This is a genomic window from Pediococcus acidilactici, from assembly GCF_016127815.1.
Classification (GTDB): Bacteria; Bacillota; Bacilli; order Lactobacillales; family Lactobacillaceae; genus Pediococcus; species Pediococcus acidilactici.
Genome location: NZ_CP066046.1, coordinates 1,143,489 through 1,165,618, shown reverse-complemented (window position 1 = coordinate 1,165,618; position 22,130 = coordinate 1,143,489). Strand labels below are relative to the sequence as shown.

Annotated in this window: 21 protein-coding genes and 1 tRNA gene; 12 read left to right on the top strand and 10 right to left on the bottom strand. The window is 41.1% G+C overall.

Going from position 1 to position 22,130, the window contains the following annotated elements:
• Window positions 1–86: 86 nt before the first annotated feature.
• Window positions 87–1,769 (top strand): putative polysaccharide biosynthesis protein, encoded by a 1,683-nt coding sequence (locus tag I6H64_RS05800; RefSeq protein WP_036685779.1) that lies wholly within the window; start codon window positions 87–89, stop codon window positions 1,767–1,769.
• A 10-nt stretch (window positions 1,770–1,779) separates the two neighbouring features.
• The gene (locus I6H64_RS05795) at window positions 1,780–2,499 is read left to right on the top strand and encodes a pseudouridine synthase (protein WP_008842212.1); all 720 of its coding nucleotides are present in this window, start codon (window positions 1,780–1,782) and stop codon (window positions 2,497–2,499) included.
• Between the two features lie 106 nt (window positions 2,500–2,605).
• Here I6H64_RS05795 and I6H64_RS05790 read toward each other — a convergent pair whose 3' ends face one another.
• The gene (locus I6H64_RS05790) at window positions 2,606–3,436 is read right to left on the bottom strand and encodes an NAD(P)H-hydrate dehydratase (RefSeq protein ID WP_036685781.1); all 831 of its coding nucleotides are present in this window, start codon (window positions 3,434–3,436) and stop codon (window positions 2,606–2,608) included.
• Between the two features lie 125 nt (window positions 3,437–3,561).
• Between I6H64_RS05790 and I6H64_RS05785 the strand changes: the two genes are divergently transcribed.
• Complete coding sequence (locus I6H64_RS05785; protein ID WP_005919128.1) at window positions 3,562–4,023, top strand: universal stress protein; 462 nt, start codon at window positions 3,562–3,564, stop codon at window positions 4,021–4,023.
• Between the two features lie 171 nt (window positions 4,024–4,194).
• On the opposite strand, the gene I6H64_RS05780 is transcribed toward I6H64_RS05785, so the two are convergent.
• Both I6H64_RS05780 and I6H64_RS05775 read right to left on the bottom strand, forming a co-directional pair.
• Window positions 4,195–5,907: an amidase family protein gene (locus I6H64_RS05780; RefSeq protein ID WP_056985213.1), complete on the bottom strand. Its 1,713-nt coding sequence runs from the start codon at window positions 5,905–5,907 to the stop codon at window positions 4,195–4,197.
• Window positions 5,908–6,143: 236 nt separating this feature from the next.
• A complete protein-coding gene (locus I6H64_RS05775) occupies window positions 6,144–6,803 on the bottom strand; it encodes a deoxynucleoside kinase (protein WP_005919122.1) in 660 nt (219 codons plus the stop codon).
• A gap of 579 nt (window positions 6,804–7,382) precedes the next feature.
• Here I6H64_RS05775 and I6H64_RS05770 point away from each other — a divergent pair.
• From I6H64_RS05770 to I6H64_RS05725, 9 genes are all read left to right on the top strand, one after another.
• Window positions 7,383–8,201 (top strand): Cof-type HAD-IIB family hydrolase, encoded by an 819-nt coding sequence (locus tag I6H64_RS05770; protein ID WP_008842217.1) that lies wholly within the window; start codon window positions 7,383–7,385, stop codon window positions 8,199–8,201.
• A 201-nt stretch (window positions 8,202–8,402) separates the two neighbouring features.
• Entirely contained in the window at window positions 8,403–8,621 is a 219-nt protein-coding gene (locus I6H64_RS05765) for a hypothetical protein (protein WP_008842219.1), read from the top strand.
• Window positions 8,621–8,899, top strand: coding sequence for a heavy metal-binding domain-containing protein (locus I6H64_RS05760; protein ID WP_008842220.1), 279 nt, complete (start codon window positions 8,621–8,623; stop codon window positions 8,897–8,899). The genes I6H64_RS05765 and I6H64_RS05760 overlap by 1 nt, the downstream gene beginning before the upstream one ends.
• A 521-nt stretch (window positions 8,900–9,420) precedes the next feature.
• A tRNA-Leu gene (locus tag I6H64_RS05750) sits at window positions 9,421–9,504 on the top strand.
• 343 nt (window positions 9,505–9,847) lie between these two features.
• On the top strand, window positions 9,848–11,728 hold the full coding sequence (gene asnB, locus I6H64_RS05745; protein ID WP_002830690.1) for an asparagine synthase (glutamine-hydrolyzing): 1,881 nt from the start codon (window positions 9,848–9,850) through the stop codon (window positions 11,726–11,728).
• Window positions 11,729–11,746: 18 nt separating this feature from the next.
• Entirely contained in the window at window positions 11,747–13,270 is a 1,524-nt protein-coding gene (locus I6H64_RS05740; protein ID WP_036685783.1) for a UDP-N-acetylmuramoyl-L-alanyl-D-glutamate--2,6-diaminopimelate ligase, read from the top strand.
• Window positions 13,270–14,526 carry a carboxylate--amine ligase gene (locus I6H64_RS05735; RefSeq protein WP_008842222.1) on the top strand — a complete coding sequence of 419 codons (1,257 nt, stop codon included), beginning with the start codon at window positions 13,270–13,272 and terminating at the stop codon, window positions 14,524–14,526. Before I6H64_RS05740 ends, I6H64_RS05735 begins: the two co-directional genes overlap by 1 nt.
• A 5-nt stretch (window positions 14,527–14,531) precedes the next feature.
• The gene (locus I6H64_RS05730; protein ID WP_002830693.1) at window positions 14,532–15,239 is read left to right on the top strand and encodes an aspartate/glutamate racemase family protein; all 708 of its coding nucleotides are present in this window, start codon (window positions 14,532–14,534) and stop codon (window positions 15,237–15,239) included.
• Window positions 15,240–15,330: 91 nt separating this feature from the next.
• Entirely contained in the window at window positions 15,331–16,140 is an 810-nt protein-coding gene (locus tag I6H64_RS05725; protein WP_002830694.1) for a DNA/RNA non-specific endonuclease, read from the top strand.
• 82 nt (window positions 16,141–16,222) lie between these two features.
• Here the strand turns inward: I6H64_RS05725 and I6H64_RS05720 are convergent, their stop codons facing one another.
• The 7 genes from I6H64_RS05720 to I6H64_RS05685 all read right to left on the bottom strand — a co-directional run bounded on the left by I6H64_RS05720 (window position 16,223) and on the right by I6H64_RS05685 (window position 21,927).
• Entirely contained in the window at window positions 16,223–17,035 is an 813-nt protein-coding gene (locus I6H64_RS05720) for a MurR/RpiR family transcriptional regulator (RefSeq protein ID WP_002830695.1), read from the bottom strand.
• Between the two features lie 281 nt (window positions 17,036–17,316).
• Window positions 17,317–18,006 (bottom strand): N-acetylmannosamine-6-phosphate 2-epimerase, encoded by a 690-nt coding sequence (locus tag I6H64_RS05715; RefSeq protein ID WP_008842223.1) that lies wholly within the window; start codon window positions 18,004–18,006, stop codon window positions 17,317–17,319.
• Window positions 18,007–18,401: 395 nt separating this feature from the next.
• Window positions 18,402–19,481, bottom strand: a complete 1,080-nt coding sequence (locus I6H64_RS05705) for a tyrosine-type recombinase/integrase (protein ID WP_008842084.1) — start codon at window positions 19,479–19,481, stop codon at window positions 18,402–18,404.
• Window positions 19,482–19,619: 138 nt separating this feature from the next.
• Complete coding sequence (locus I6H64_RS10135) at window positions 19,620–20,507, bottom strand: DUF5067 domain-containing protein (protein ID WP_066027433.1); 888 nt, start codon at window positions 20,505–20,507, stop codon at window positions 19,620–19,622.
• Window positions 20,508–20,573: 66 nt separating this feature from the next.
• Window positions 20,574–21,236 carry a hypothetical protein gene (locus I6H64_RS05695; protein WP_008842082.1) on the bottom strand — a complete coding sequence of 221 codons (663 nt, stop codon included), beginning with the start codon at window positions 21,234–21,236 and terminating at the stop codon, window positions 20,574–20,576.
• Window positions 21,237–21,295: 59 nt separating this feature from the next.
• Window positions 21,296–21,580, bottom strand: a complete 285-nt coding sequence (locus I6H64_RS05690; RefSeq protein WP_008842081.1) for a hypothetical protein — start codon at window positions 21,578–21,580, stop codon at window positions 21,296–21,298.
• A gap of 14 nt (window positions 21,581–21,594) precedes the next feature.
• Complete coding sequence (locus I6H64_RS05685; RefSeq protein ID WP_008842080.1) at window positions 21,595–21,927, bottom strand: helix-turn-helix domain-containing protein; 333 nt, start codon at window positions 21,925–21,927, stop codon at window positions 21,595–21,597.
• Window positions 21,928–22,130 lie beyond the last annotated feature (203 nt).

Genomic DNA, 22,130 nt, shown 5'->3' with positions numbered 1-22,130 from the left:
AAGGTAATTGTCTTTGAAATTTAATTGTCGGGGGTCGCTAAGTGTATTAAAATAATGTAGATTGACTAGTGAAAGTAGGTTTTAAAATGGATAAACCATCTGAATTTGATACCGCGGAATCACAATACTTAGGCTCGCAACCGTTAAGGGAGAATAGTGGTAATTCTTCTTCCAAAGCTAAGATGCTGGAAGGGTCGGCTTGGATGACAGCGGGCAGTATTTTTTCGCGAATTTTAGGTGCGATTTATATTATCCCGTGGGTAATTTGGTTTGGAGTTTATAGTGATCAAGCAAACGCCCTGTATACCAAGGGCTATAATATCTATAGCTTCTTTTTGATCGCGGCAATTGCCGGAATCCCATCCGCAATTTCCAAACAGGTCGCCCACTATAACGCCATTAACGAGTTTGCGTTAGGTCAGCGTTTGTATAAGCGGGGGTTACTACTATCGGTAGGAACGGGGGTAGTTTGTGCGGCAATTTTGTTCTTTGGAGCACCCTTTTTAAACGACGGGGATCCAAACGTAACTACCGTGCTCCACGCCTTAGCTTGGGCCGTTTTGGTAATTCCCACGATGAGTTTAACCCGGGGATTTTTCCAGGGATACCAAGAAATGGGGCCGTCGGCGGTTTCTCAATTTATTGAGCAACTAGCGCGGGTGGCCTATATGTTGGTAACTGCGTACTTAATTATGTACAAAAACCATGGTGACTGGGTTTATGGAGTGGCCCAATCCACGTTTGCCGCCTTTATTGGTGCCTTGGGCGGTTTACTGGTGTTGATTGGGTACTTTGTTAAGTATCGCAGGCGACTAAGGTATTTATCCCAACATAGTGTGAACGGCCTGGCAATATCGACTACTAGTTTGTACAAAGAAATTATCGCGCAAGCAGTTCCGTTTATTATTATTGGTTCAGCAATCACAATTTTTCAGTTGATTGACCAATACACTTTCTTTCGGATTATGCGGTCGGTCAGTGATTATTCGGCCACCGTTTTAAATAATATGTTTGCGATTTTCGCCTTTAACGCTAACAAATTAGTAATGATTGTAATTTCGTTGGCATCTGCACTAGCGGTTACGTCAGTGCCGATTTTATCGGAAGCCAAGACCCGGGGGGACCGGGCGGAAATTAGCCGACAAGTGGCGGACTCAATTTTACTATTTGCCTTTTTGATGATTCCGTCCGCCTTAGGGATGGCAGCAGTTGCCCAACCGGCCTACACTTTGTTTTACCATCTCAGCGACGTAGGTACCGCAATTTTGCAGTTCAACTCCTACGTGGCAATCGTCTTGGGATTGTTTACGGTAATTTCTGCCGTGATGCAAGGAATTGGCGAAAACGTCCTAGCTGTGAAGTATTTTGTGGTGGGGATGCTCGTTAAATTTATTTTCCAATTTCCGATGGTAGCCATTTTCTCGGCAGTGGGTTCGCTAATTTCGACCGCAATTGGATTTGCCGTAGTTAACTGGTTAATCTTACGCCATATTAACCGTGAATACGGGTTAGATTATGATAAGATCAATGGCTTTATCGGGAAAATTATTACTTATTCTTTTGGGACCTTTTTCATTGCGTTTGTAGTGACCAACGGGTTGTATCTAGTGATGAATCCGACTAATAAGGTTCAAGCACTGATCGTGATTTTAGTGGCGGCTACGTTAGGCGGGCTCTTTTACGTAGTTTGTGTCCTTAAAAGTCGCTTAGCTGATGAAATTATCGGCGGACGTGCTGCGGGCTTACGAAGAATGCTTAAAATTAAGTAGGGGGGATCCTGTGCGAGTTGATAAGTTTTTGCACGATATGAATGTAGGTACTCGAAGTCAGATTCGGAAATTAATTAAGGAAAGGGCTGTTTTTGTTAATGACGTGGTGGCTAAATCTGGACGGGTGAAGGTTGACCCCGTGGTTGACCAAGTTCGTTTGGGAGAACAGGTGATTACTTATCAGCAGTACTTCTACTTTATGATGAATAAACCCCTTGGTGTGGTGACTGCCACGGAAGACCGCAAGCAAAAGACGGTGATGGATTTATTTAATAAAGTTGATTTTCGGAAGGATCTCTTCCCAGTAGGCCGCCTTGATAAGGATACCGAAGGGTTATTATTGATTACCAACAATGGCCCCTTAGCCCACCAACTGTTAGCGCCCGAACGGCACGTTCAAAAGACGTACGAAGCCGTGGTGACCGGCCAAATTACCGATCCGGCAGTTAAGCAGTTTGCCGACGGAATGGTTTTGAAAGACGGTACCCAATTAAAGCCGGCCGACTTGACCATCCTAAATTATTCCGCGCTGGATGAGCAAACCCTCGTTCACGTGACCTTGAAGGAAGGTAAGTATCATCAGGTGCGACGGATGGTTGGCAGTCTTGGCGAGCGGGTTGTTAGCCTAAAACGAATTAGTTTTGGACCGCTACAGTTAGAAGAAGGCTTGCTACCGGGAACCTATCGGGAACTAAGCGATGAAGAAATTGAAAAATTAAAAACAGAATAATAAAATACCAGTGGTTAGGTACGAAACGCAAAACCAACTAATTGAGAAAATTGTTGGAAAGGGTGCGTAGAGATTCCTGACCACTGGTATTTTTATTTAGCAAAACTTATGGTTGGGTTAGCTGTTTTAAAACGGCAGGTAGCCGGCGAATTAACCGATGGGGTAGCACGACTGCTTCATGTTCGTAAATGAGGTCCGCCGTATAACTATGCAAGAAAGTTCCCAAGCGAACCCCTTCATTTACCGAGTTAGCTTGAGCAATTAAGGCAAGCAAAATACCGGTTAAGGAATCGCCCGAGCCCCCAGTTGCCATCCCGGGGTTGCCAGCCATTATTTGGGCAACCGGCGCGGCGGGCGCGTAAATTTCGGTGTGGTAATGCTTCAAAACGACGGCGGCGTTTAATTGATCTACCACGGCTTGGTTTCGCTCCACCGACTGGTCCGCGATTTTAATTCCCGATAGGCGTTGCCATTCCATTTGGTGAGGCGTGTAAATTGTCGGGTGGTGGGAAACTTGCAAATCGTGTTGGGCTACTAAATCGATTGCCGATCCGTCAATAATTAACGGTACTCCTTCGGCAATATGGGCCAGGGTGAAATTAAGGACGGCCAGACTAGTAGAATCAGTGCCCAAACCAGGACCAATCACGACGCCAGTTGCGTTTGCTAAGGATTGGCTAAGTTGATCAAAGTCGGTAAAATCGATCAACATGATTTCTGCTAAAGTTGCGCGGACCGCGGTAAAATTATTTTTAGCGGTTGCTAAGGTTACTAAGCCGCCCCCAGCGTAAACGGCAGCGGAGGCGGCTAAAATTCCCGCCCCGCCGTATTGTGCGTTTCCAGCAATTAATAATAAATGACCATAAGTGCCCTTATGGCTCTGTTTTTGGCGCACGGGCCAGTGGCTTTTTAAAGTTTGTCGATTGATTTTAAGCATTTTGATCACCTCGTGGTTTTAGTATAACGCAAAGTCTTTAATAAATAATTCGGGAAAACTCAAATAAAAAACTATGCTGAAAGCGCTAAATTGGTATAATAGACTTTGAAAGGTTGGTGTGTATTATGGATTATAAGAAAATTTTATTCGGCTACGATGGCTCTCCAGAATCAATGGCTGCATTTAATCGAGCGGTGGAGATTGCTAAGTCAAACCATGCAAAACTGATTATTGCAAGTGTGATGAAAAAGCAACATGCTAACACCGCAAGTGTTTCATTAGGCTTTGGCGTTATTGAAACAGGAATTGATTTACAAGATACGTTAGATCAATGGAAAACCACCCTCGAAAAATTAAAGCAAGATGCCCAACAACAGGGGTTGCCTGCAGAAGACATTGAAGTGGTCTTTAAACAGGGGAGTCCTAAATCAATGTTAAGTTACACGCTACCTAAAGAATATGACGTTGATTTGATCGTGTTAGGTGCTACGGGGATGGGCACGGTTGCTCAAGTAATCTTGGGTTCTACTGCTAGCTACGTAGTGGAAAATGCTGCACCAGACGTGGTCATTGTAAAAAATAATTAAGTAAATTATTAAAGCAGGGGATGGAAAAGCGATTTTCCGCCGCTGCTTTTTAGTATGCTTTAAATCACGATAGATATTGAAATTAAGAATGTTAAATACCCTATACATAGCAAAAAGCAGCGAACATTAATTTCGCTGCTAAGCCATTAAAATTCAATTTTAAAAATCAACTTAACGACGGGGACGGTAAATCCGGTAGCCAACCATAATTCCACTCCCTAATAGAATCAGCCCCATGTAGATTGGCCAATCTACTGAGGTCTCATCGGTTTGAGGCAACTGTTTCAGTGAGTTAGCATTGGAAGATTTAGTAGTGGTGGTGGTTTGCTGTGATGACGCATCACTAGTTGGGTAGTTAGCGTTTAAGAATTTAAATTGATGTTCCTTTTCAAAAATCTTCCCAATTGCAAGCAACGTGGCATCACTGCCTTGGCTGCCTTGTAACTGCACACCTAATGGTAAACCGGACGGGCTCACGTAGGTTGGCAAACTGAGTGCGGGTTCCCCAGCAAGGTTAGCTAATTGAGTAAACGGCGTCTTAGTTAAGCCATGGAGCCAGGAATCGTAAATCAACTGCATTTGTTGCTGGAAAGGCAGATCCTTAATATTCATCATTTGATCAACGTACTTAGGAAGGTAAGCTGGATCGCTATTCAGTGGCGCAGTAGTGGCCGTTGTTGGAGTTAAGTAAATTGGATACTGCTTGTGGAACGCAGTCATTTGGCGATGAACGAGAGCTAATTCCTTCATGAAAGTATTGGTAGTAGACTTAGGAGCTTTCTGACTTGCTTCGTAAAGGGCGTAAGTCATGGGACTGACGAGCTTATCCTTAACGTCTTGACTAGTCAGTGGTCGGCCTAATTTTTCACTGGCGTTGGCTCCGTCTTCAAGTGCGCCTAAATAGTAGGTCTGCATCATTTTTACTCCGTCAACCGGACTATCTTTTTGGACGACTTTAAATCCTTGTTGCCGTAAGAAATTGACCGATTGTTGTACCGCATTGATAGCGTCTTGACTAACCGGAGTTCCTACCGGAGATTTTAGTGAGTAAGCAATTGTTAAATCTTTCAAATTCTTAGGAACTTTTTGTAACATTTGGGCTTGTTTGGGGTTCGTGAGTCCCTTTAAAAGGGTTTGGGTATCGGTGATATCCCGAGTGTCCGCGAAGTTAACGACTGAAGGAGTGGTTGAGTCACCAACGATCAATCCTTGAGTGGGTTTCAAACCAATTACACCCGACCAGGAAGCTGGAATTCGTAGAGAGCCACCGGCATCGTTTCCAGTCGCAATCGGAACTTCGTTAGCGGCTACGCTTGCCGTTGCACCACCGGAAGAACCGCCGGTATTAAATAGTAAATTCCATGGGTTGTGGGCGACCCCGTTTAAATTAGAATTGGTGATGTTAATTAAGCCCATTTCTGGATAGTTAGTTTCTCCAAGGATCACGAAACCCATTTTTTGCAATTTTTTGACGAATACTTTGGTGGTGGGATAAGTTTCCTTTTTTAAGAAAGGCAGTCCATCGGTGTTGGGATAACCTTGATATGCTTGTCCCAACCCCTTGATTAAAAGCGGGACGCCGTAAAAAGGCTGTTGCCGATCAGTTTTTTGTAGGGACTGCAGTTGTTTTAGTGCGTCGGAAGGATTTTGGTAAATGACGTTGTTGAGACTGGGATTTTGCTGGTTAATTTTTTGATATGTATACTGCATTAACGCTTGCTCATCGTATTGGTGATTTTTGAGTTGTTTGGTAATGGTGGTGGCAGATTGACCGTCTAGATCGGCGGGGTTGGATTGGGCCTTGGCCGAAGTGACGGTGAGGGAAAACAGAAACATAACGACTATGCTAACGGTAGTGTACCAGCGGGTGCGTGGTTTAGACATGGTGATTCCTCCTTTGATTTTTAGTACAATTAAATTATAAGCACATTTGGTAGCGTTTACAATAAGTGATTGCGAAATGGTATAGGAATTATTTCACATGCTTGGAAGTAAAAATAAAAGCTAGAAAAGCGCTCTAAATTAGTTTAGATGCCTTTCTAGCTTTTGATGGAAATTTGGTTAGTAACTGAATAAAATGTTTTACGTAATAATGGTATACATTAAGATGGTTACTTAAACTAAATTGCCTTATGAACAGGTTCCTCAACCCGGATTTCTTTTAGTTTACGGTCGATTTGACTAAGAATGATTTTGGTGTTGTCGTCGTTTGATAAATCATATTTTTGTAAATCAATCTTCATCTTAGGACTTGCATCGTATTCTTCATACCATTCTTTATAAGCTGACCACATTTTGTAGTAGTAAGACTCTAATTCTGGATTATTGTCGAATTGTTCGTAGTCACGACCGCGCTTACGGATCCGGTAGAGGATGGTGTCAAAGTCGGTTTCTGCGTAGACCATTAAATCGGGTGCTTTTTTAGGGAGCTCTTGCAACTCGTTCATCATGTTATCAAGAAGGTTCATGTAGACTTCGAATTCAGTGTCGGTAATGTTACCTTCCTTGTTATTTTCGCGAGTAAACAAGGCGTCTTCGTAAATTGAGCGATCCAAGACGTTATTGTCATCAGCCAACGCCTTCTTAATCATTTGAAAACGTTTGTTCAAAAAGTAAATTTGGAGTAGAAATCCGTAACTTTTTGGGTCTGAATAATAGAGCGGTAAAACTGGATTATCGCCAACCGGTTCATAAAAAGCCTGTGTCCCGTAATATTCAGCAATTTTTCCCGTCAAAGTAGTCTTACCAACGCCGATCATTCCTGCTGTAATTATCACCATAAAATGCCCCTCTTTTTGTTTTTTGCCGCCGAAATCTAGTACTAAATATTCCTAAATTTCCAGATAGCCACAACATATTGTATAAAGAATTTCGGGGCAAAACAACCTTGAATTTTGATAAAAAAACTGCTTGCTGGTTTTGATCCGGGTAAAAAATAAACCCCGTCGACCATTAAAGAAAGGTTTGAAAAGCGCTACCAAGGTGGGATATGATGGAGAGGGCGAAAAGCCTTGGGCAGTCTTTGAGGATTAACTGAGCATGAAGATGAATCTGGGTTTGAGATTCGTCTTCATGCTTGGTTAACCGGAGAAGGCTAAGGCTTTTTGCCCGTTTTGACTAGGTGGCATAGAACCTGGATTAATCGCGCTCTTGGCAATTGATCACGTAATTAGGTTAGCCGGAAGAGATTGGGTTCAGGAGCCCGTTTAGGCTAAGCATTCAAGAGCCAAACTCAAACAACTCAGCTAACTTAGATCTGCCGACTAAAATTAGCTGACAAGGCGGCACTACAAAACCAAAAATAATATTATTTAGATGCTTATGCGTCTAAAGTAAACGAATGGATTGAAGGATAAACTATGATAAAATTAGTCGTTAGTGATTTAGACGAAACGTTAGTGGGCCCCACTGGCGTTTCAGAGGTTAATATTCAAGCAATCAAAAAAGCTACTGCATTAGGAGTAAAATTTGTGCCTAACACGGGACGCGGATTTCAATCAGTTCAGCCATTACTAGAGCAATTGGGATTGCGCGATCAACCGGACGAATACGTAATTTCTTATAATGGCGGAGCGATTGTGGAAAATAAAGATTGCCGAGTACTTCAAGTTAACGCATTGTCGGCAACTCAGGCAACTCAAATTTTTGACGTGGTCAAACAACGGTTAGACTACGCTACCCACATTTACACTTTGAACCACGTTTACGTATACAATCCCGATCCTGAGGATACTGCGTACATGACCGGGCGAGGCGTTAAGGTTGAGGAGTACCCGTACAAAACGTTAGAACCGTTGGCGGGCCAACCCATCGTTAAAATTATTACTATGAACCACGATCCAAAAAAGCGGGAAGCAATCCGTAAGGAAGTGTTAGGCCAGGTAGACTTTGATTTGAACGCCACCTTTTCTTCAAATCGATATACAGAATTTAACCTTGGGGGCGTAGACAAGGGAAAGGCTACCTTAGCATTAGCAAAACGGTTAGGAATTCAAAAAGATGAAATCATGGCTTTAGGGGATAATAACAACGACATCGCCATGCTAAGCCAGGTAGGTTTGCCAGTTGTGGTGGCGAATGCTACTGCGGATGCTCGCCGGGTGGCTAAGCACGTTACCCAAGGTGATTTCACTAGCGGAGTTGCGGAAGCCATTCATCAATTTATTTTGGGGGATTAAAATGCCGAAAAAAACGTATTATCGAACTTCTTTGATTTTGTTGATTCTGTCAACGATAATCATGGTCTTAACTTGGTTATCTGATTTGAGCCAAACGAACAAATTAATTATCATTGTGATTGTCGGGATAATTTTATCCTGGTATGTACAATACTTTTCCAAGCATCTAACCGATGGTAAACAACGCAAGGAGAGAAAAAAATGAAGTCATTAAGAATTACGTTGCCGTTAGCGGTGGCGGTAATTTTAGTTGTTGCAACCGAGTTTTTTCATTTAAGTGGCGCACCACTGGTTATTAGTTGGGTAGTTGGATTCTTATTTTCAATGATTACTACCACCATAATCGAAGTTAGATTACGAATGAAAAAATTTGTGGAAGAGCAAAAAAAAGAAGCTGCGAAAAAACGGGAGGAACAATAATGTTTATTACCACAACAGGTATCAATGCTGGTTACACAATTAAAGACGTGGTTGAAGCAACGGCTAGTTTGATGCTGTCTTCAGAAGATATTGATAAGTACAATATGTTTGATCAATTGTTTGACGAATCCAAGGAGAAAATTAAGAAAAAAGCGGAGTTGAGTGGTGGTGATGGCATCATTGGCTTAAAGTATAACAGTGAAGTGGTGGAACTAAACGGTGCACCTAAATTTTTGGTGGTACATGCTTACGGGACGGTAGTAGTAGTTGATAAGTAACAGTTAATTGATTGGTGACTACTCGTAAAAGTAATGAACCCGATAAAATGTTAAAAAGTGAGGTGATTTCGTAAAGAACGAAATGGGCCTCACTTTTTAATTTTGCAAGAGTCAAATTTAGTTTGACTTCGAGCGGTGTACTTTAATGGACACGGGGCGTAAATCACACGGCTTTACCCGAGTAGTGTAGTTGATTTCGTACGCCACATAGCGTTCGCAAGGATCATATTCAAGGATCGTTACAACGGCCTCATCGTCATCCATTTTGATAACTTTCCCCACAAAAGGCTGCTTTAAGTCCGTGGAACACCGGCAACGGACAATGCAGTTAAGATGGATTTCCCCCATAAGCAATTACCTACCTTATTTTTTTGCTTATTTGTATTATACATGAAAAGTGATTGGAACTGTTAATGATATACACGTTGAAAATAATTTAAAACTTATTAAATGATAATCCCTCATTGATTTAAATCAGTTATTCACTTTTATAGTTGTTTAGTGTAAAATTAATTTGTTGAGCCCGGATGGCGGAATTGGCAGACGCGCAGCGTTCAGGTCGCTGTATAGGCAACTATGTGCAAGTTCGAATCTTGTTCCGGGCATAGATAAGCCTTATTGGTAGGTGTTAAAGTGACGGATGTACAAAATTTGTGCAAAATAATTTAAATTAAAGTGTTTTGGTCGATGTAGAAGCTGGCTAAAGCACTTTATTTTTTTGACTAAAAATTCAAGCGACAAAGAAAGTGCCGGAGAAAGCCGGGCAGTCGGTTAAGAAAAGTTAACGATAGTAGTATTGGTATGCAATTTTTGCTAAAATGTTATATATTACTGGAATATGATGAAAACATGATATTTCGCCCATATGCGGGCATTTTTAAATTAAGTGTATGTAAAAACAGGGAAATAAGTACATAGACAGATTGAAGAATAAAAGGGGATTGCAAAATGTGCGGATTTGTTGGGTACGTTAACCAAACTAATGTCAATAAAGACACAATTAAATCAATGGCGGACCGGATCAAACACCGTGGTCCGGATGATGAAGCTTATTTTCAAGATGAACACGTTTCGATGGGTTTTCGGCGGTTATCAATTATCGACCTCGCCCACGGACGTCAACCAATGCAAAATAACACTAAAACTAAAGTATTGACCTTTAACGGCGAAATTTATAACTACAAGACGGTTCGACAAGAACTAAAGGACTTGGGTTATGAGTTCAAAACCGACGTAGACTCCGAAGTATTGATCCATGGTTACGATGCTTGGGGCCCCGAACTTTTACAAAAGCTCCGCGGAATGTTTGCTTTTGTAATTTATGATGCTGAAAAGCAAGAAGTTTTTGGTGCGCGCGATCATTTTGGGATCAAACCCCTTTACTACTATGATGACGGGGATGCTTTCCTATGGGCTTCTGAAATCAAGGCCTTTTTGGATCACCCAAACTTTAAAAAGGAATTCAACGAAGAATTGTTGCCAATTCACTTAAGTTTTGAATTCATTCCGTCAAAAGAAACCATGTTCCGCAACGTTTATAAGTTGCTACCAGGAACTTACTTCTTACACAAGAATGGTAAGACGGAAACGCACACTTATTTCAAATTCAATTACGATCACATTGACGAAAACCAAACGGTGGAAGACGATGCGAAAAAGATTCGGCAAATTGTTAAGGATTCGGTAGATGCTCACATGATTGCCGACGTAGAAGTGGGAAGCTTCCTTTCCAGCGGAATTGATTCAAGTTATGTTTTAGCGGAAGCCGCTAAATTGAAACCAATTCAATCGTTCTCGCTAGGGTTTAAAGATTCCAAATACAGTGAATTGAGCTACTCTACCGAATTTGCGAAGGAAATTCACCAAAAGAATACGCCGTTGTACATGGATGGCGACGATTACTTCGATATCTTACCAACCATCATGTACTACATGGATGAACCACTATCTAACCCATCGGCAATGCAACTGTTCTACCTTTCCAAGGGAACCCGGGAAAACGTTAAGGTTGCCTTATCTGGGGAAGGTGCCGATGAATTCTTTGGTGGTTACAACACTTACCTAGAAGCTTTCACCTTCGAACGCTATCAAAAACTAGTTCCGCAATTTATTCGGACGGGCTTGGCTAAGATGGTTTCAGGATTACCACGTTTCCACGGTCGGCGCTTCTTAATGCGGGGGGCACAACCATTAAGTGAACGCTACTACCGGGTTAACTACGTCTTTAACCAACAAGAACGTAGTGAAATCTTAGCTAAACCTGAACTCAACGTTGATTCAGGTGCCTACACCCAACACATCTTTGACGAGGTGCGCGGTAAGGACGAAATGACCCAAATGCAATATTTCGATATCAATACTTGGTTACCATTTGATATCTTGCATAAGGCTGACCGGATGAGCATGGCGAACTCGCTTGAAGTCCGGACTCCGTTAGTTGACCGGGAAGTAGCTAAGTTTGCCGCAACCATGCCAATTAAGACTCGGATTCACAAGGATGAAACCAAGGTTTCCCTTCGTCGAGCAGCTGAAGCTGAACTACCAGAACGGGTTGCAAAGAAGGAAAAACTTGGCTTCCCATCCCCAATTGCCAACTGGATTAAGGAAGATAAGTACCGTAAGCGGATCGAAGAAGCCTTTAATTCAGACGTTGCGAAGAAGTTCTTCAAACCAGAAGCATTAATGCACATCTTAGAAGAACACGTTAACGGTAAATCCAGTATGCAAAAGATCTTCACGATTTACACGTTCATCCTCTGGTATGAAGTTTACTTCCCAGAAGATACCACTGCGAAGACCGTGGAATTAGTACACAAAACGCAAGAATAGTTAGTTGGGGATGAGCAGATGAAGTTAGAATTAGGTACCGTAAGAACTGTACTTGCGGAACATCACCTATTGAAAAAAATTGAATCATCAACGACGACTGTCAATTCAGGAATTACCTATGATTCACGAAAAGTAAGACCTGGAGATATGTTCTTTTGTAAGGGAAACTTTGAACCAGCATATTTGAAAGCCGCTCGAGAAGCTGGGGCCACCACGTACGTAGCGGAACGCGAATATCCTGAAGGAACCGGCATGACTGCAATCATTGTAACCAACGTTACGAGAGCCATGGCGGTTCTTTCGGCTACTTACTACGAATTTCCGCAAAATGACTTGTTTATCATTGGGATTACCGGAACGAAGGGGAAGACTAGTTCAGCGTACTTTGCCCACGCAATTTTGAACCAGCAGTATCCGCAACAAGTGGCGCTGTTTTCAACCATTGACCGGATTGTAGGTCCCCGACCGGAGGATCAGTTCAAGTCAGACTTAACGACGCCAGAATCGATGGATTTATTCCACGATATGCGTCAGGCCGTGGATAATGGGATGAAGTACCTTGTCATGGAAGTATCGTCACAAGCGTACTTACGTGACCGGGTTTATGGTTTGAAATACGATTGTGGAATTTTTCTCAACATTACGCCGGATCACATTGGGCGCAATGAGCATAAAGATTTTGAAGATTACCTCCACTGCAAATTACAGTTGATGGTGAACTCTAAAAGGTGCATTATTGATGCGGATACTAATCGCTTTGAGGACGTATATGGAGCTGCAAAAGCTACTACGGATCCGAAGCAGATTTACTTATTTAGTGCAGATCCTGCCAATGGTGGGGTGGATTATACCATCAAAAATGCGGAAGATGATTTAATTAATAATCGGTTTACGATTGCGGCTACCAGTTCCACCAAGCCGGCTTTAGCAATTACGGGAGAATACGACTTAAATGTAGCTGGGGATTATAACCAAAGTAATGCGACGGCCGCCATTATTGCGGCTGCACTTGCGGGTGCGGACCGCGACACGGCATTAAAACCGTTAAGTGAAATTGTAATTCCAGGACGGATGGAATATTTAGCAATTCCAGGACACGGCGTCGTTTTCGTTGATTATGCGCACAACTACGCGAGCTTACGGGCGTTACTCAAATTTGTTAAACACCAGTATCACGACGGAAAGGCCATCGTGGTAGTTGGAAGTCCTGGTGATAAGGGGATTTCACGCCGGGCTGGCTTTGGAAAAGCCCTTAGTGAACAAGCTGACGTAGCTTACTTAACGACGGATGATCCGGGATTTGAAGATCCACAAGACATCATTGCCCAAATTATGGCCCATATTGAACCTGGAACGGTCGAAGTTCACCAAGTGCTGGATCGGCGCGAAGCAATCCGCCAAGCAATTGTAGAAAGCGGCCCTCATGACATCGTCGTGCTAGCTGGGAAGGGTGAAGATCCGTACCAAAAAGTACGGGGAGTTGACACGCCTTGGCCAACGGATATGGGCGTTGCACAAGAAGTGAAAAGGGGAATCAGTTAATGGAAAGACCAGTAAACAACTTTACACCAATTCTTTTAGGGAGTGACTTTAACGCCTACGGAATGACCCGTGCTTTTTATGAAATCACGGGGAGACGGGTACAGGCCTATGCTAGTGCTACGCTAGCACCGACCCGGTTTACTAACATTGTGAACGTTGAAATTATTCCTGGTTTTTCTGAAGATCCGGTATTTATCGAATCAATGCGGAAAATTGCTAAAAAGTACCAAGATTCGGATGAAAAAGTAATCTTATTAGGAATGGGCGATGGTTACGCGGAATTAATTTCTAAGCATAAAGAAGAACTTTCGCAGACCTTTGTTTGCCCATACATTGATTACGACCTATTGAAACAGTTGAACAATAAGGAACGTTTTTATTCAATTTGTGATCAATATAATCTGCCTTACCCGGCAACCAAGTTCATCACGAAAGCCCAATACGAAAGTGGTGAAACGTTCACTTCACCATTTGGTTTCCCAGTAGCTTTGAAACCGGCCGACAGTGTTGAATGGTTGGATATTCATTTTGAAGGGCGGAAGAAAGCTTTCCGGATTCAGTCCCAAGCCGAGTTAGACGACGTGATTGCTAAAATTTACGACAATGGCTACACTTCCGATTTGATTTTGCAAGATTTCATTCCGGGGGACGATAGTAACATGCGGGTGCTCAACGCCTACGTTGACCAAAATCACCAGGTAAAGATGATGTGTTTAGGTCATCCGTTGCTAGAAGACCCGGCACCATCCGCAATTGGTAATTACGTGGCCATTTTGCCCGAATTTAACCAAGAAATTTACGACACCGTTAAAAAATTCTTGGAAAGTATTGACTACGTTGGGTACGCAAACTTTGATATGAAGTATGACCACCGTGATGGCAAGTTCAAGCTATTTGAAATTAACATTCGCCAAGGGCGGAGTAGCTTCTTTGTTACCTTAAATGGATATAATTTGGCCCGTTGGGTGGTTGACGATTATGTTAACAACACTTTGGCAGATATGGAGCCGGTTTATGCTAACGACGTCATTGAAAACCGGAAACTTTGGCTAGGTGTGCCAGTTAAGGTCTTCAAGAAATATGCTAAGGATAATGAAGAAAAAAAGGCGGCACTTGATTTGATTAACCGCGATCAATACGGATTTACCGCCGTTTATGACGAAGACATGAATTTCAAACGCAGTCTTTTAATTTGGTGGATGAACCATAACTACGTCAAGAATTTCCGAAAGTATTTTAAAGAAAATAAGGGGTAAGTGGAATGAAGGACTTTTTCACAATTATTGGGGGAATGGGCACGCCCGCAACCGAAAGCTACATCCGGTTGTTGAACGCCCGCACGCCGGCGCACCGGGACCAAGATTACTTAAACTACATTTTAGTTAATCATGCTACGGTTCCGGATCGCTCCACTTATTTAATGGACCACTCGCAGCCCAACCCGTATCCCGACTTGTTGGAAGATATTCAACAACAGAGCCGGTTAAATCCAGCCTTTTTTGTGATTGCTTGCAACACGGCTCATTATTTTTATGATGATTTGCAAAAGGCGACTGAAATTCCAATCGTGCACATGCCGCGTGAAACGGTTAAGCAAATTAAAAAAGAGTTTCCAGCTGCTAAACGGATTGGCATTATTGGCACCCCGGGAACCACGACGGATGGAATTTACGATCGGGAATTAATTGCGGAAGGCTACGAAGTTGTTAAGCCAACTCCTGAAATTCAAGACTTAACAAGCAAGTTAATTTTTGAAGATATTAAGGCCCAAAATAAAGTGGATGCCCAATTGTTCTACCAGATTTTACGGCTAATGACGGAAGAACGGGGCGCCCAAGTAGTTATCTTAGGTTGCACGGAACTTTCTTACGCTCAAGAAATGGCGCACGACCATTCTTATCCAGTAGTTGATTCCCAATCAGTACTGGTGGATCGTTCGATTGAGCTGGCCTTGAAGCTCAGAAAGTAATCCAAAAAGTAATTTAATAAAATAAGTTGAGGCTGGAAGATTAAGGTGTCCAACCCCAACTTTTTTTGTTTTTAAAATTAATGGGGGAATTATGAGTAAACGAAAGAAAAGAAGAAGTTCTAATAACTGGTGGTTAATTTTAATTGTGGCCATTTTGGGGATGTTTCTAAAAGGTAACGACGTTCATCAAGTAACGAACAACTTGCTTAACCAAGTAATGCCCCAAAATACCCAGACCACGAAAAGCGTGACTGACAGCCAGTTGTCGCAATTAACGTTTAAATCAGGGGATCCAGCTTACATATATGTCAACCATAACCGGAGTACGTTAAACCCGAAAGATTGGAAGACCAACCGGATTGATTATGGTAATTTGGATCGTTTGAACCGGACGACTCAGGCAACCGGATACCTAAGCCGGGCTAATTTAGTAAAATCAAGTACCCGGACTAGCCAAACTTGGAATCCTACCGGTTGGCATCAAAAACGGGTTCGAATCAACGGACGTAGCGTTGAAATTCAAAACCGGGGCCACTTATTAGCCTATTCGGTAACTGGCAAGTTTGACCAAAATGGTAACTTCAATCCTCGGAAATTAGGCTCCTTAGACAACCCCAAGAACTTAGCTACGCAGACCGCCTTCAGTAACCAACAAACTATGCAGATTTTTGAAGAACGGGTACGCGATGCTTTGGCGAAAAACAAACGGGTGATTTACCGGGTTTCTACGGTATTTAAAGGCAACGATTTGATGCCAATCGGCTACCATTCGGAAGCAATTTCGACGGACGGTAGCCTTAACTTCAACGTTTTCATTTGGAACGTTCAACCGGGAGTGCGGTTTGATTATACGACCGGTCGTTCCCGCGTAGACCGAAGTATGACGGTTAGCCAAAATTAAAATTAGCTGAAATTTAAAAAGGTAAGGAACTAGAATTCATTTACGAATTCAATTCCTTACCTTTTTTGTGGTTATGAATTAATTAACGCAATTTGCGACTTAAAATTGCTTCTACGGTTTGTTGGTAATGTTGCTTGTAGTCTGGGTCGTGTAGCAGCATGGTCGACAAGACGTCAATTACGTAGACAATCCCTAATTGGGAGTTAATAAAGCGGGTGTTATCCACAAAATCGCTGTACTGGACAAATAGTTTGCAATCGCTCATCGTAGCTAGGGGGCTGTCATCAAAAGCAGTAATCGCAATAACTTTGAGCTGGTGTTCTTTAGCTAGCTTAGTAGCTTCGTTGACTTCCGCTGAGTTTCCAGAAACTGAAAGCACGATTACTAAATCGTCACTTTGCATAATACTGCTGGTGATGTACATCGTATGACTATCGGCTGGGGCAAAGGCGTTGATCCCCATGCGCAGGAGCCGCTGGGATAGTTCTTGGGCGTTGTAACCCGAGCTACCTAGGCCGAACACAAAAATTCGGGGGGCGTTTTTGATTAATTGCACGGCTTCGTCTAAAGCAGTTTGGTTAATTTTTTTCCAGGTTCCGGTGATCATTTGGTTATAAAAATTAGTTACCTGATCAGGTAGCGGGGCATTGCCGACGTCCTCAGTAATTGTAGACGTTGCTTCTGCCAAGCCTAATTTAAATTCACTAAAATCTTGGCAACCCATTTTTTTAACGAACCGGGTCACCGTCGCGGTACTAACTTCAGCTTTTTTGGCGAGGATGCCGATGCTCATTTTTTTTACCTGGGAAGGGTGCTGGATTACTTTTAACGCAATTTTACGCTCTTGCCTGGATAACGAAGGATATTTTTGTTCTACCGCCTCAAGAATATTCATTGAGAACCTCCTCATTGGTCTATGCTAATAGCCTTAATTATACGCTTTTATCCGGGAATGACGAAAGTAGTCGGGAAACTAAAAAAGACTTCCTAAGAATTGTGGGTTCTCGGGAAGCCTTTTAGCTTTTGGTACGTATTTTGCCGCTATTGAAGTCAAAACAATTTTTTCATCCTTGAAAAGCATTTCTTTATTTTTTTCCCAGCCATTTAAAAATAACCGGAACGTTTAGTTAAGGGTCACTTTCGCCTAAATTTTAGCCACGTTTCAAGTTTTGGTAATTATTTGATTGCGTCAATAAACCGACTTGCAATTTCGAGCGGTCGCGTAATTGCGCCACCAACCACTACTGAATGACAACCTAATTCAATGCACCGTTTCAGCTTTGCTGGAGTATCAATTTTTCCTTCAGCAACCACCGGATGGTGAACTTTTTGCAAGAGTTCTTTGAGATAAGCAAAGTCATCGTCGGCAATGTTTAATCCTTTTGAAGCGGGGGTGTAACCGCGCATCGTGGTACCAATAATGTCAAAACCTAATTCATCTGCCATGAGAGCATTTTCCATAATGTCAGTATCGGCCATCAAAAGGGTGTCGGGAAATTCAGCTCGAAATTGCTTGACGATGTCAGCAATCTTTTCGTCGTGCGGACGAGGTTGTCCCGTAACTTGACAAGCCACTACTTCAACGCCGGTAGCTGCAACTGCCCGCATTTCTTTCATGGTGGGGGTGATGAATACTGGAGAATCCGGGTAGTCGGTTTTAGCGATTCCGATCATTGGTAAACCAGTTTCGTCTTGGATTGCTTGAATATCTACTACCGAATTTGCTCTAATACCAGCTGCGCCGGCCATTTTAGCCGCCCGTGCCATCCGAGCCATGATAAAGGAACTGTGGAGCGGTTCATCTGGTAAAGCCTGACAAGAAACGATTAACTGTCCTTTGACAGCGTCTAAAAATCTATTTTTCATATACTGACACTTCACTTTTATCAAATTTGATTTCTTAAAAACAACGCTACTTAATCTAGGGTCTGAAATAAAAATTAATTTGTAATAGTTAATTGCTAATTCAACCGCCGCAGTAAATATAACTCGAGTTAAAAAATATTGCAATAACCAAATCCGGTAATTTTTTTCATTTTGGCGAAAAAACGTTGTTGTGACGGTAACAAAAAATATTTTTGTTTTTTTAGATTGTGAAAATAATAAACGGATGGTAATATGAAATCGTTATCATGAATGCTGGTTAAATTGGAGGAACCCGAGATGAGTAAAAAGTTTTTGGCGTTTGACGTTGGTGGCACCACCATCAAATACGCGGTAATTGATGAACAATTATTTATTGTTTTGTAACCCTTGATTTATCAAGGGGTTTGGCTTCTTTTGGGGACATTTGGGGACATTGATAAGATTTCCATTGCTCTTTCTTGCTCTCTTTGTTTTTCTTCCTTGAGCATATGAGCATATACCCTTTGAGTAATCGAGACATTAGCATGTCCTAAGCGTGCGGAAACATAATTAATTGATATACCTCTATACAACAAATAAGAGGCGTGTGAGTGCCTTAAACCGTGTGTAGTGATAGGAGTTAGATTTAGTAGTTCAATAATTTCATCTAAGTTCCTTCGAATTGTATCTGAAGATACATTGAATATTCTATGTTCATGATATCCATAAGATTCAATTACATTGGCTAATTCTTTAGTTATTTTTATTGTCCGGATTGAGTGCTTATTTTTAGGAGGTGTTATCTTACTAGTGGCATGAGATAATGATTTGTTTATAACGATTGTTTGAAAAGCAGCGGAAACGTCTTTCGAATTAAGGGCAAGTATTTCGCCAATTCTCATTCCGGTTTCAAGGGCAACTAGAATAGCGCCGTTCACTAAATTATTTTGGTAATTTTGATAAAGATAATTTTGTAGTTTTTCAAACTCTGTAGCAGATAAAACATTAGCCTTTTTATCAACTCGGATACCATGTGGTTTTAATCTTGAATAAATGTCGGATTTAATATACTGTTCATATTTCGCTTCTTTCAATGATGCACGGATCTTAATTACTAAATTTGCAACAGATCCTTGCTTTTTCTTTTTTCCAATTTTGTCCAATGTAGATTGAAGCAATGGATATGTTAATTCGGCTAAAGTAGTATTTCCAAAATATTTTAAAATTACGTTGTAATCACTTTTATAAGCAGCGTAAGTAGATTCTCTAACTTCGCTCTTCTTATAATTTTCCATCCACATCTTAAACCAATCTGCAAAGGTCATTGAAGAGGCAATAATTTTTTTGTTTTGAAATTTATCGGCTTCCATAATGGTAGCCCACTCAGTCGCTTCCTTTTTGGTGGGGAAGGTCTTTGAAACCTTTCTACGTACGCCGTTATCCATTACTGATACAACAGCTCTATATTTCTTTCCACGTTTTTCAAATGACGCCATAACGCGAACCTCCGTTCTCTTTTCTGGAGGCAGTCCAACATGCTAAAATAGACAAACGAAGAGGGGCTGCCCCTCGAGTAGTTCAGTTGATTGAGTCGTATCCAATTTCTTGGCGGGAAGGGGATACGGCTTTTTTATTTATTGTTGTTTGTTTAACTCGTTTTGCATTTGAATTTCTCCGGAACTTTTCATGCCGCGCGGAGTTGAATCTAGAGCTTCTTTTTCGGACATGCCGTCATGTTGCATCTTATAAGCTGCCGGTGACATGCCATGTTCATTTACAAAATCAGTCAATGATTGATTAGGATTGAATGAAGCAGCAACTTGATTCTGCTTTTGACTATTGGCAGTTGCAGAACTTTGGGCAGCACTAGGTTTGCTTTTCTGTGAAGTACTTGCTTGAGCTGCTTGTGATGACGCACTTGATGCATTCGATGAACTAGATGAAGTAGATGCACCTAGTCCTTTAACTGAGATAACTTTCTTACCAATAGTCTTAAATTCTGGGTTTTGGAATGTAACAGTAACATCATTGTCATTAACCAGAGTAAACATAATAGCTGCGTGCGTAGTTTTGCCTGCTAATAATTTGTCTTGTAGACCGTCATTATATTTTTGCAGTGGATCATTGCCGTTGTCATCGTATGCATTCATTCCTACACTTAAATTCTTATCAGCTGTGCCTGTTTTTTGGTAGGCGTGAACAACCATGTAGATATTAGACGGGTCTTGTTCTTTTTTAGAGTTGTTAGTTATATCGCAATACATGACCAACACTTTTTTACCTTCGGTAGCAGAATCACGGATTTCAGTTTTAGTAAATTTATAAGTTTCAATCCCCGCATCAAAAATATTATTTTTGTACGTCCATTTACGCTTAGATGGGTCAGTCTTTTTTGATGTGGCTTTTTCCACTTTTGATGAGCTGCTAGAATGATTAGTAGCCACATCCGAGTTCTTGTTCCCACAAGCGGCTAATATAATTGATGATATAAGTACTACTCCCAATGTTAGTGATTTTTTCATTTTCTGAAACTCCTCCTAAAAATATGTTCAGCTTTTAATGTCAATTATTTTTTTTAGACGTTGGGGTTAATTAATTACAACATGATCATCCATAATTATTGTTGTCTTTTTGCCTATGAATGATTTACTAGTTCCAGATTTAACCGAACTTTCTGTAACTTCTCCGTGGCCGTTTAATAACCCGTATACTGTAATTTTGTCTCCAATATGTATAGTACCGTTGACTTCACGTCTTGATGGTGAAGCAAAAAATAATTGATCAGAAGTAGGGACCGAAATAAGTAATTGATATAAATCTTTATTAATTATACCTACACTAACAACGGTTCCAGTAACTGAAACGTCTATTCCGTTATCTATAATTGTTTCATCGCTTGCTTTTGATAGGTTGGTTAAATCCAACTTTTGATTTACAGGTGTGTACCCTTTGTATATTTTAGGTTTATTTGCTTTTGTGGATTTATCAGTTTTACTAGATGATTTTGCTTTATGATCCCTTTGTTTATCTGTTGAAGATTGATGTTCTTTTTTACTTGAAGAGGCTATTTCTGTTTTTGAAGAAGTACCAGTTGTGGTTGTATTATTTCGATCAGAAACTCCATAGCCTAAAAAAGAAATGATAGCAATAGCTATTGATATATTTCTGTATTTTTTATCCGGCTTTTTCTTAATAAAATACCAAATAGCAATCAGAGCCAGTATCAAAAGTAATGTAAAAAAATTGTTCATAAATTAATCCTCCCAAATACACAGCTTTTAACGACAATCAGGTTTGTTGGTCGATAATATTATTTTATTAATTCTTTAAGATTCTTTTTGGCTTCGTATGTAGCCCACCCCTCAGCAACTAGTGCTTTTCTATGATTAATTTTAGATAAATCACCTGAGTCGTTTTCAAAGTGGGCTGTTTCGTGCAGAGCAGTCTTTAACCAGTCGATGTAATCATGCAATGTGTTGATGTAGACATCGTTACCCTCGATATGACCATGATAAGAAGGACTATCAACCTCAATCCCCCAAAACTTTAATTCGGGATGTCTATCTTCGATCATTTCTAATTCTGTTCTAGCCATAAAATCACGTCCTACTATAATCTTCTTCTGAATTTCATTGCTTCTTTAACCATGTTAATAATGGCCTCTCGCTCTTCATCAGAAACATCAGGGTCGATAGAGTAGGCTATTAATTTTTGATTTTCGGTCATATCAGAGCTATCCAAGTTAGGATCGTCAGTTCTACCTAGTAAGTAATCAGTAGACACTTTAAAATAGTCGGCAATTTCCTTTAATTTTTTTGCGCTTGGATTACTTCGTTTAAGACGATAGAGCGTATTTTGCGAATATCCAAGTTCGTTTTCAACATCATTTATAGACTTGCCTTGTTTTTGGGCAAGTTCTTTAATTCTCTCAAATACTATCATGACGGCATTTATCTCCATTCTAAAGAAATACATTAAAATAAATGTATAAAAACAGTTGACATTTTTATGCAAATAGTTTAAAGTATTCCTTGTAAGCTAATCAGTAAGCAAAACAGTAATCTAATTTGTAGCTAAACGAATCACGGTTTCACGTTCCCCAACGCAACAAGTACCGCGGTGTCGCTTATTTGCTATACATTGAT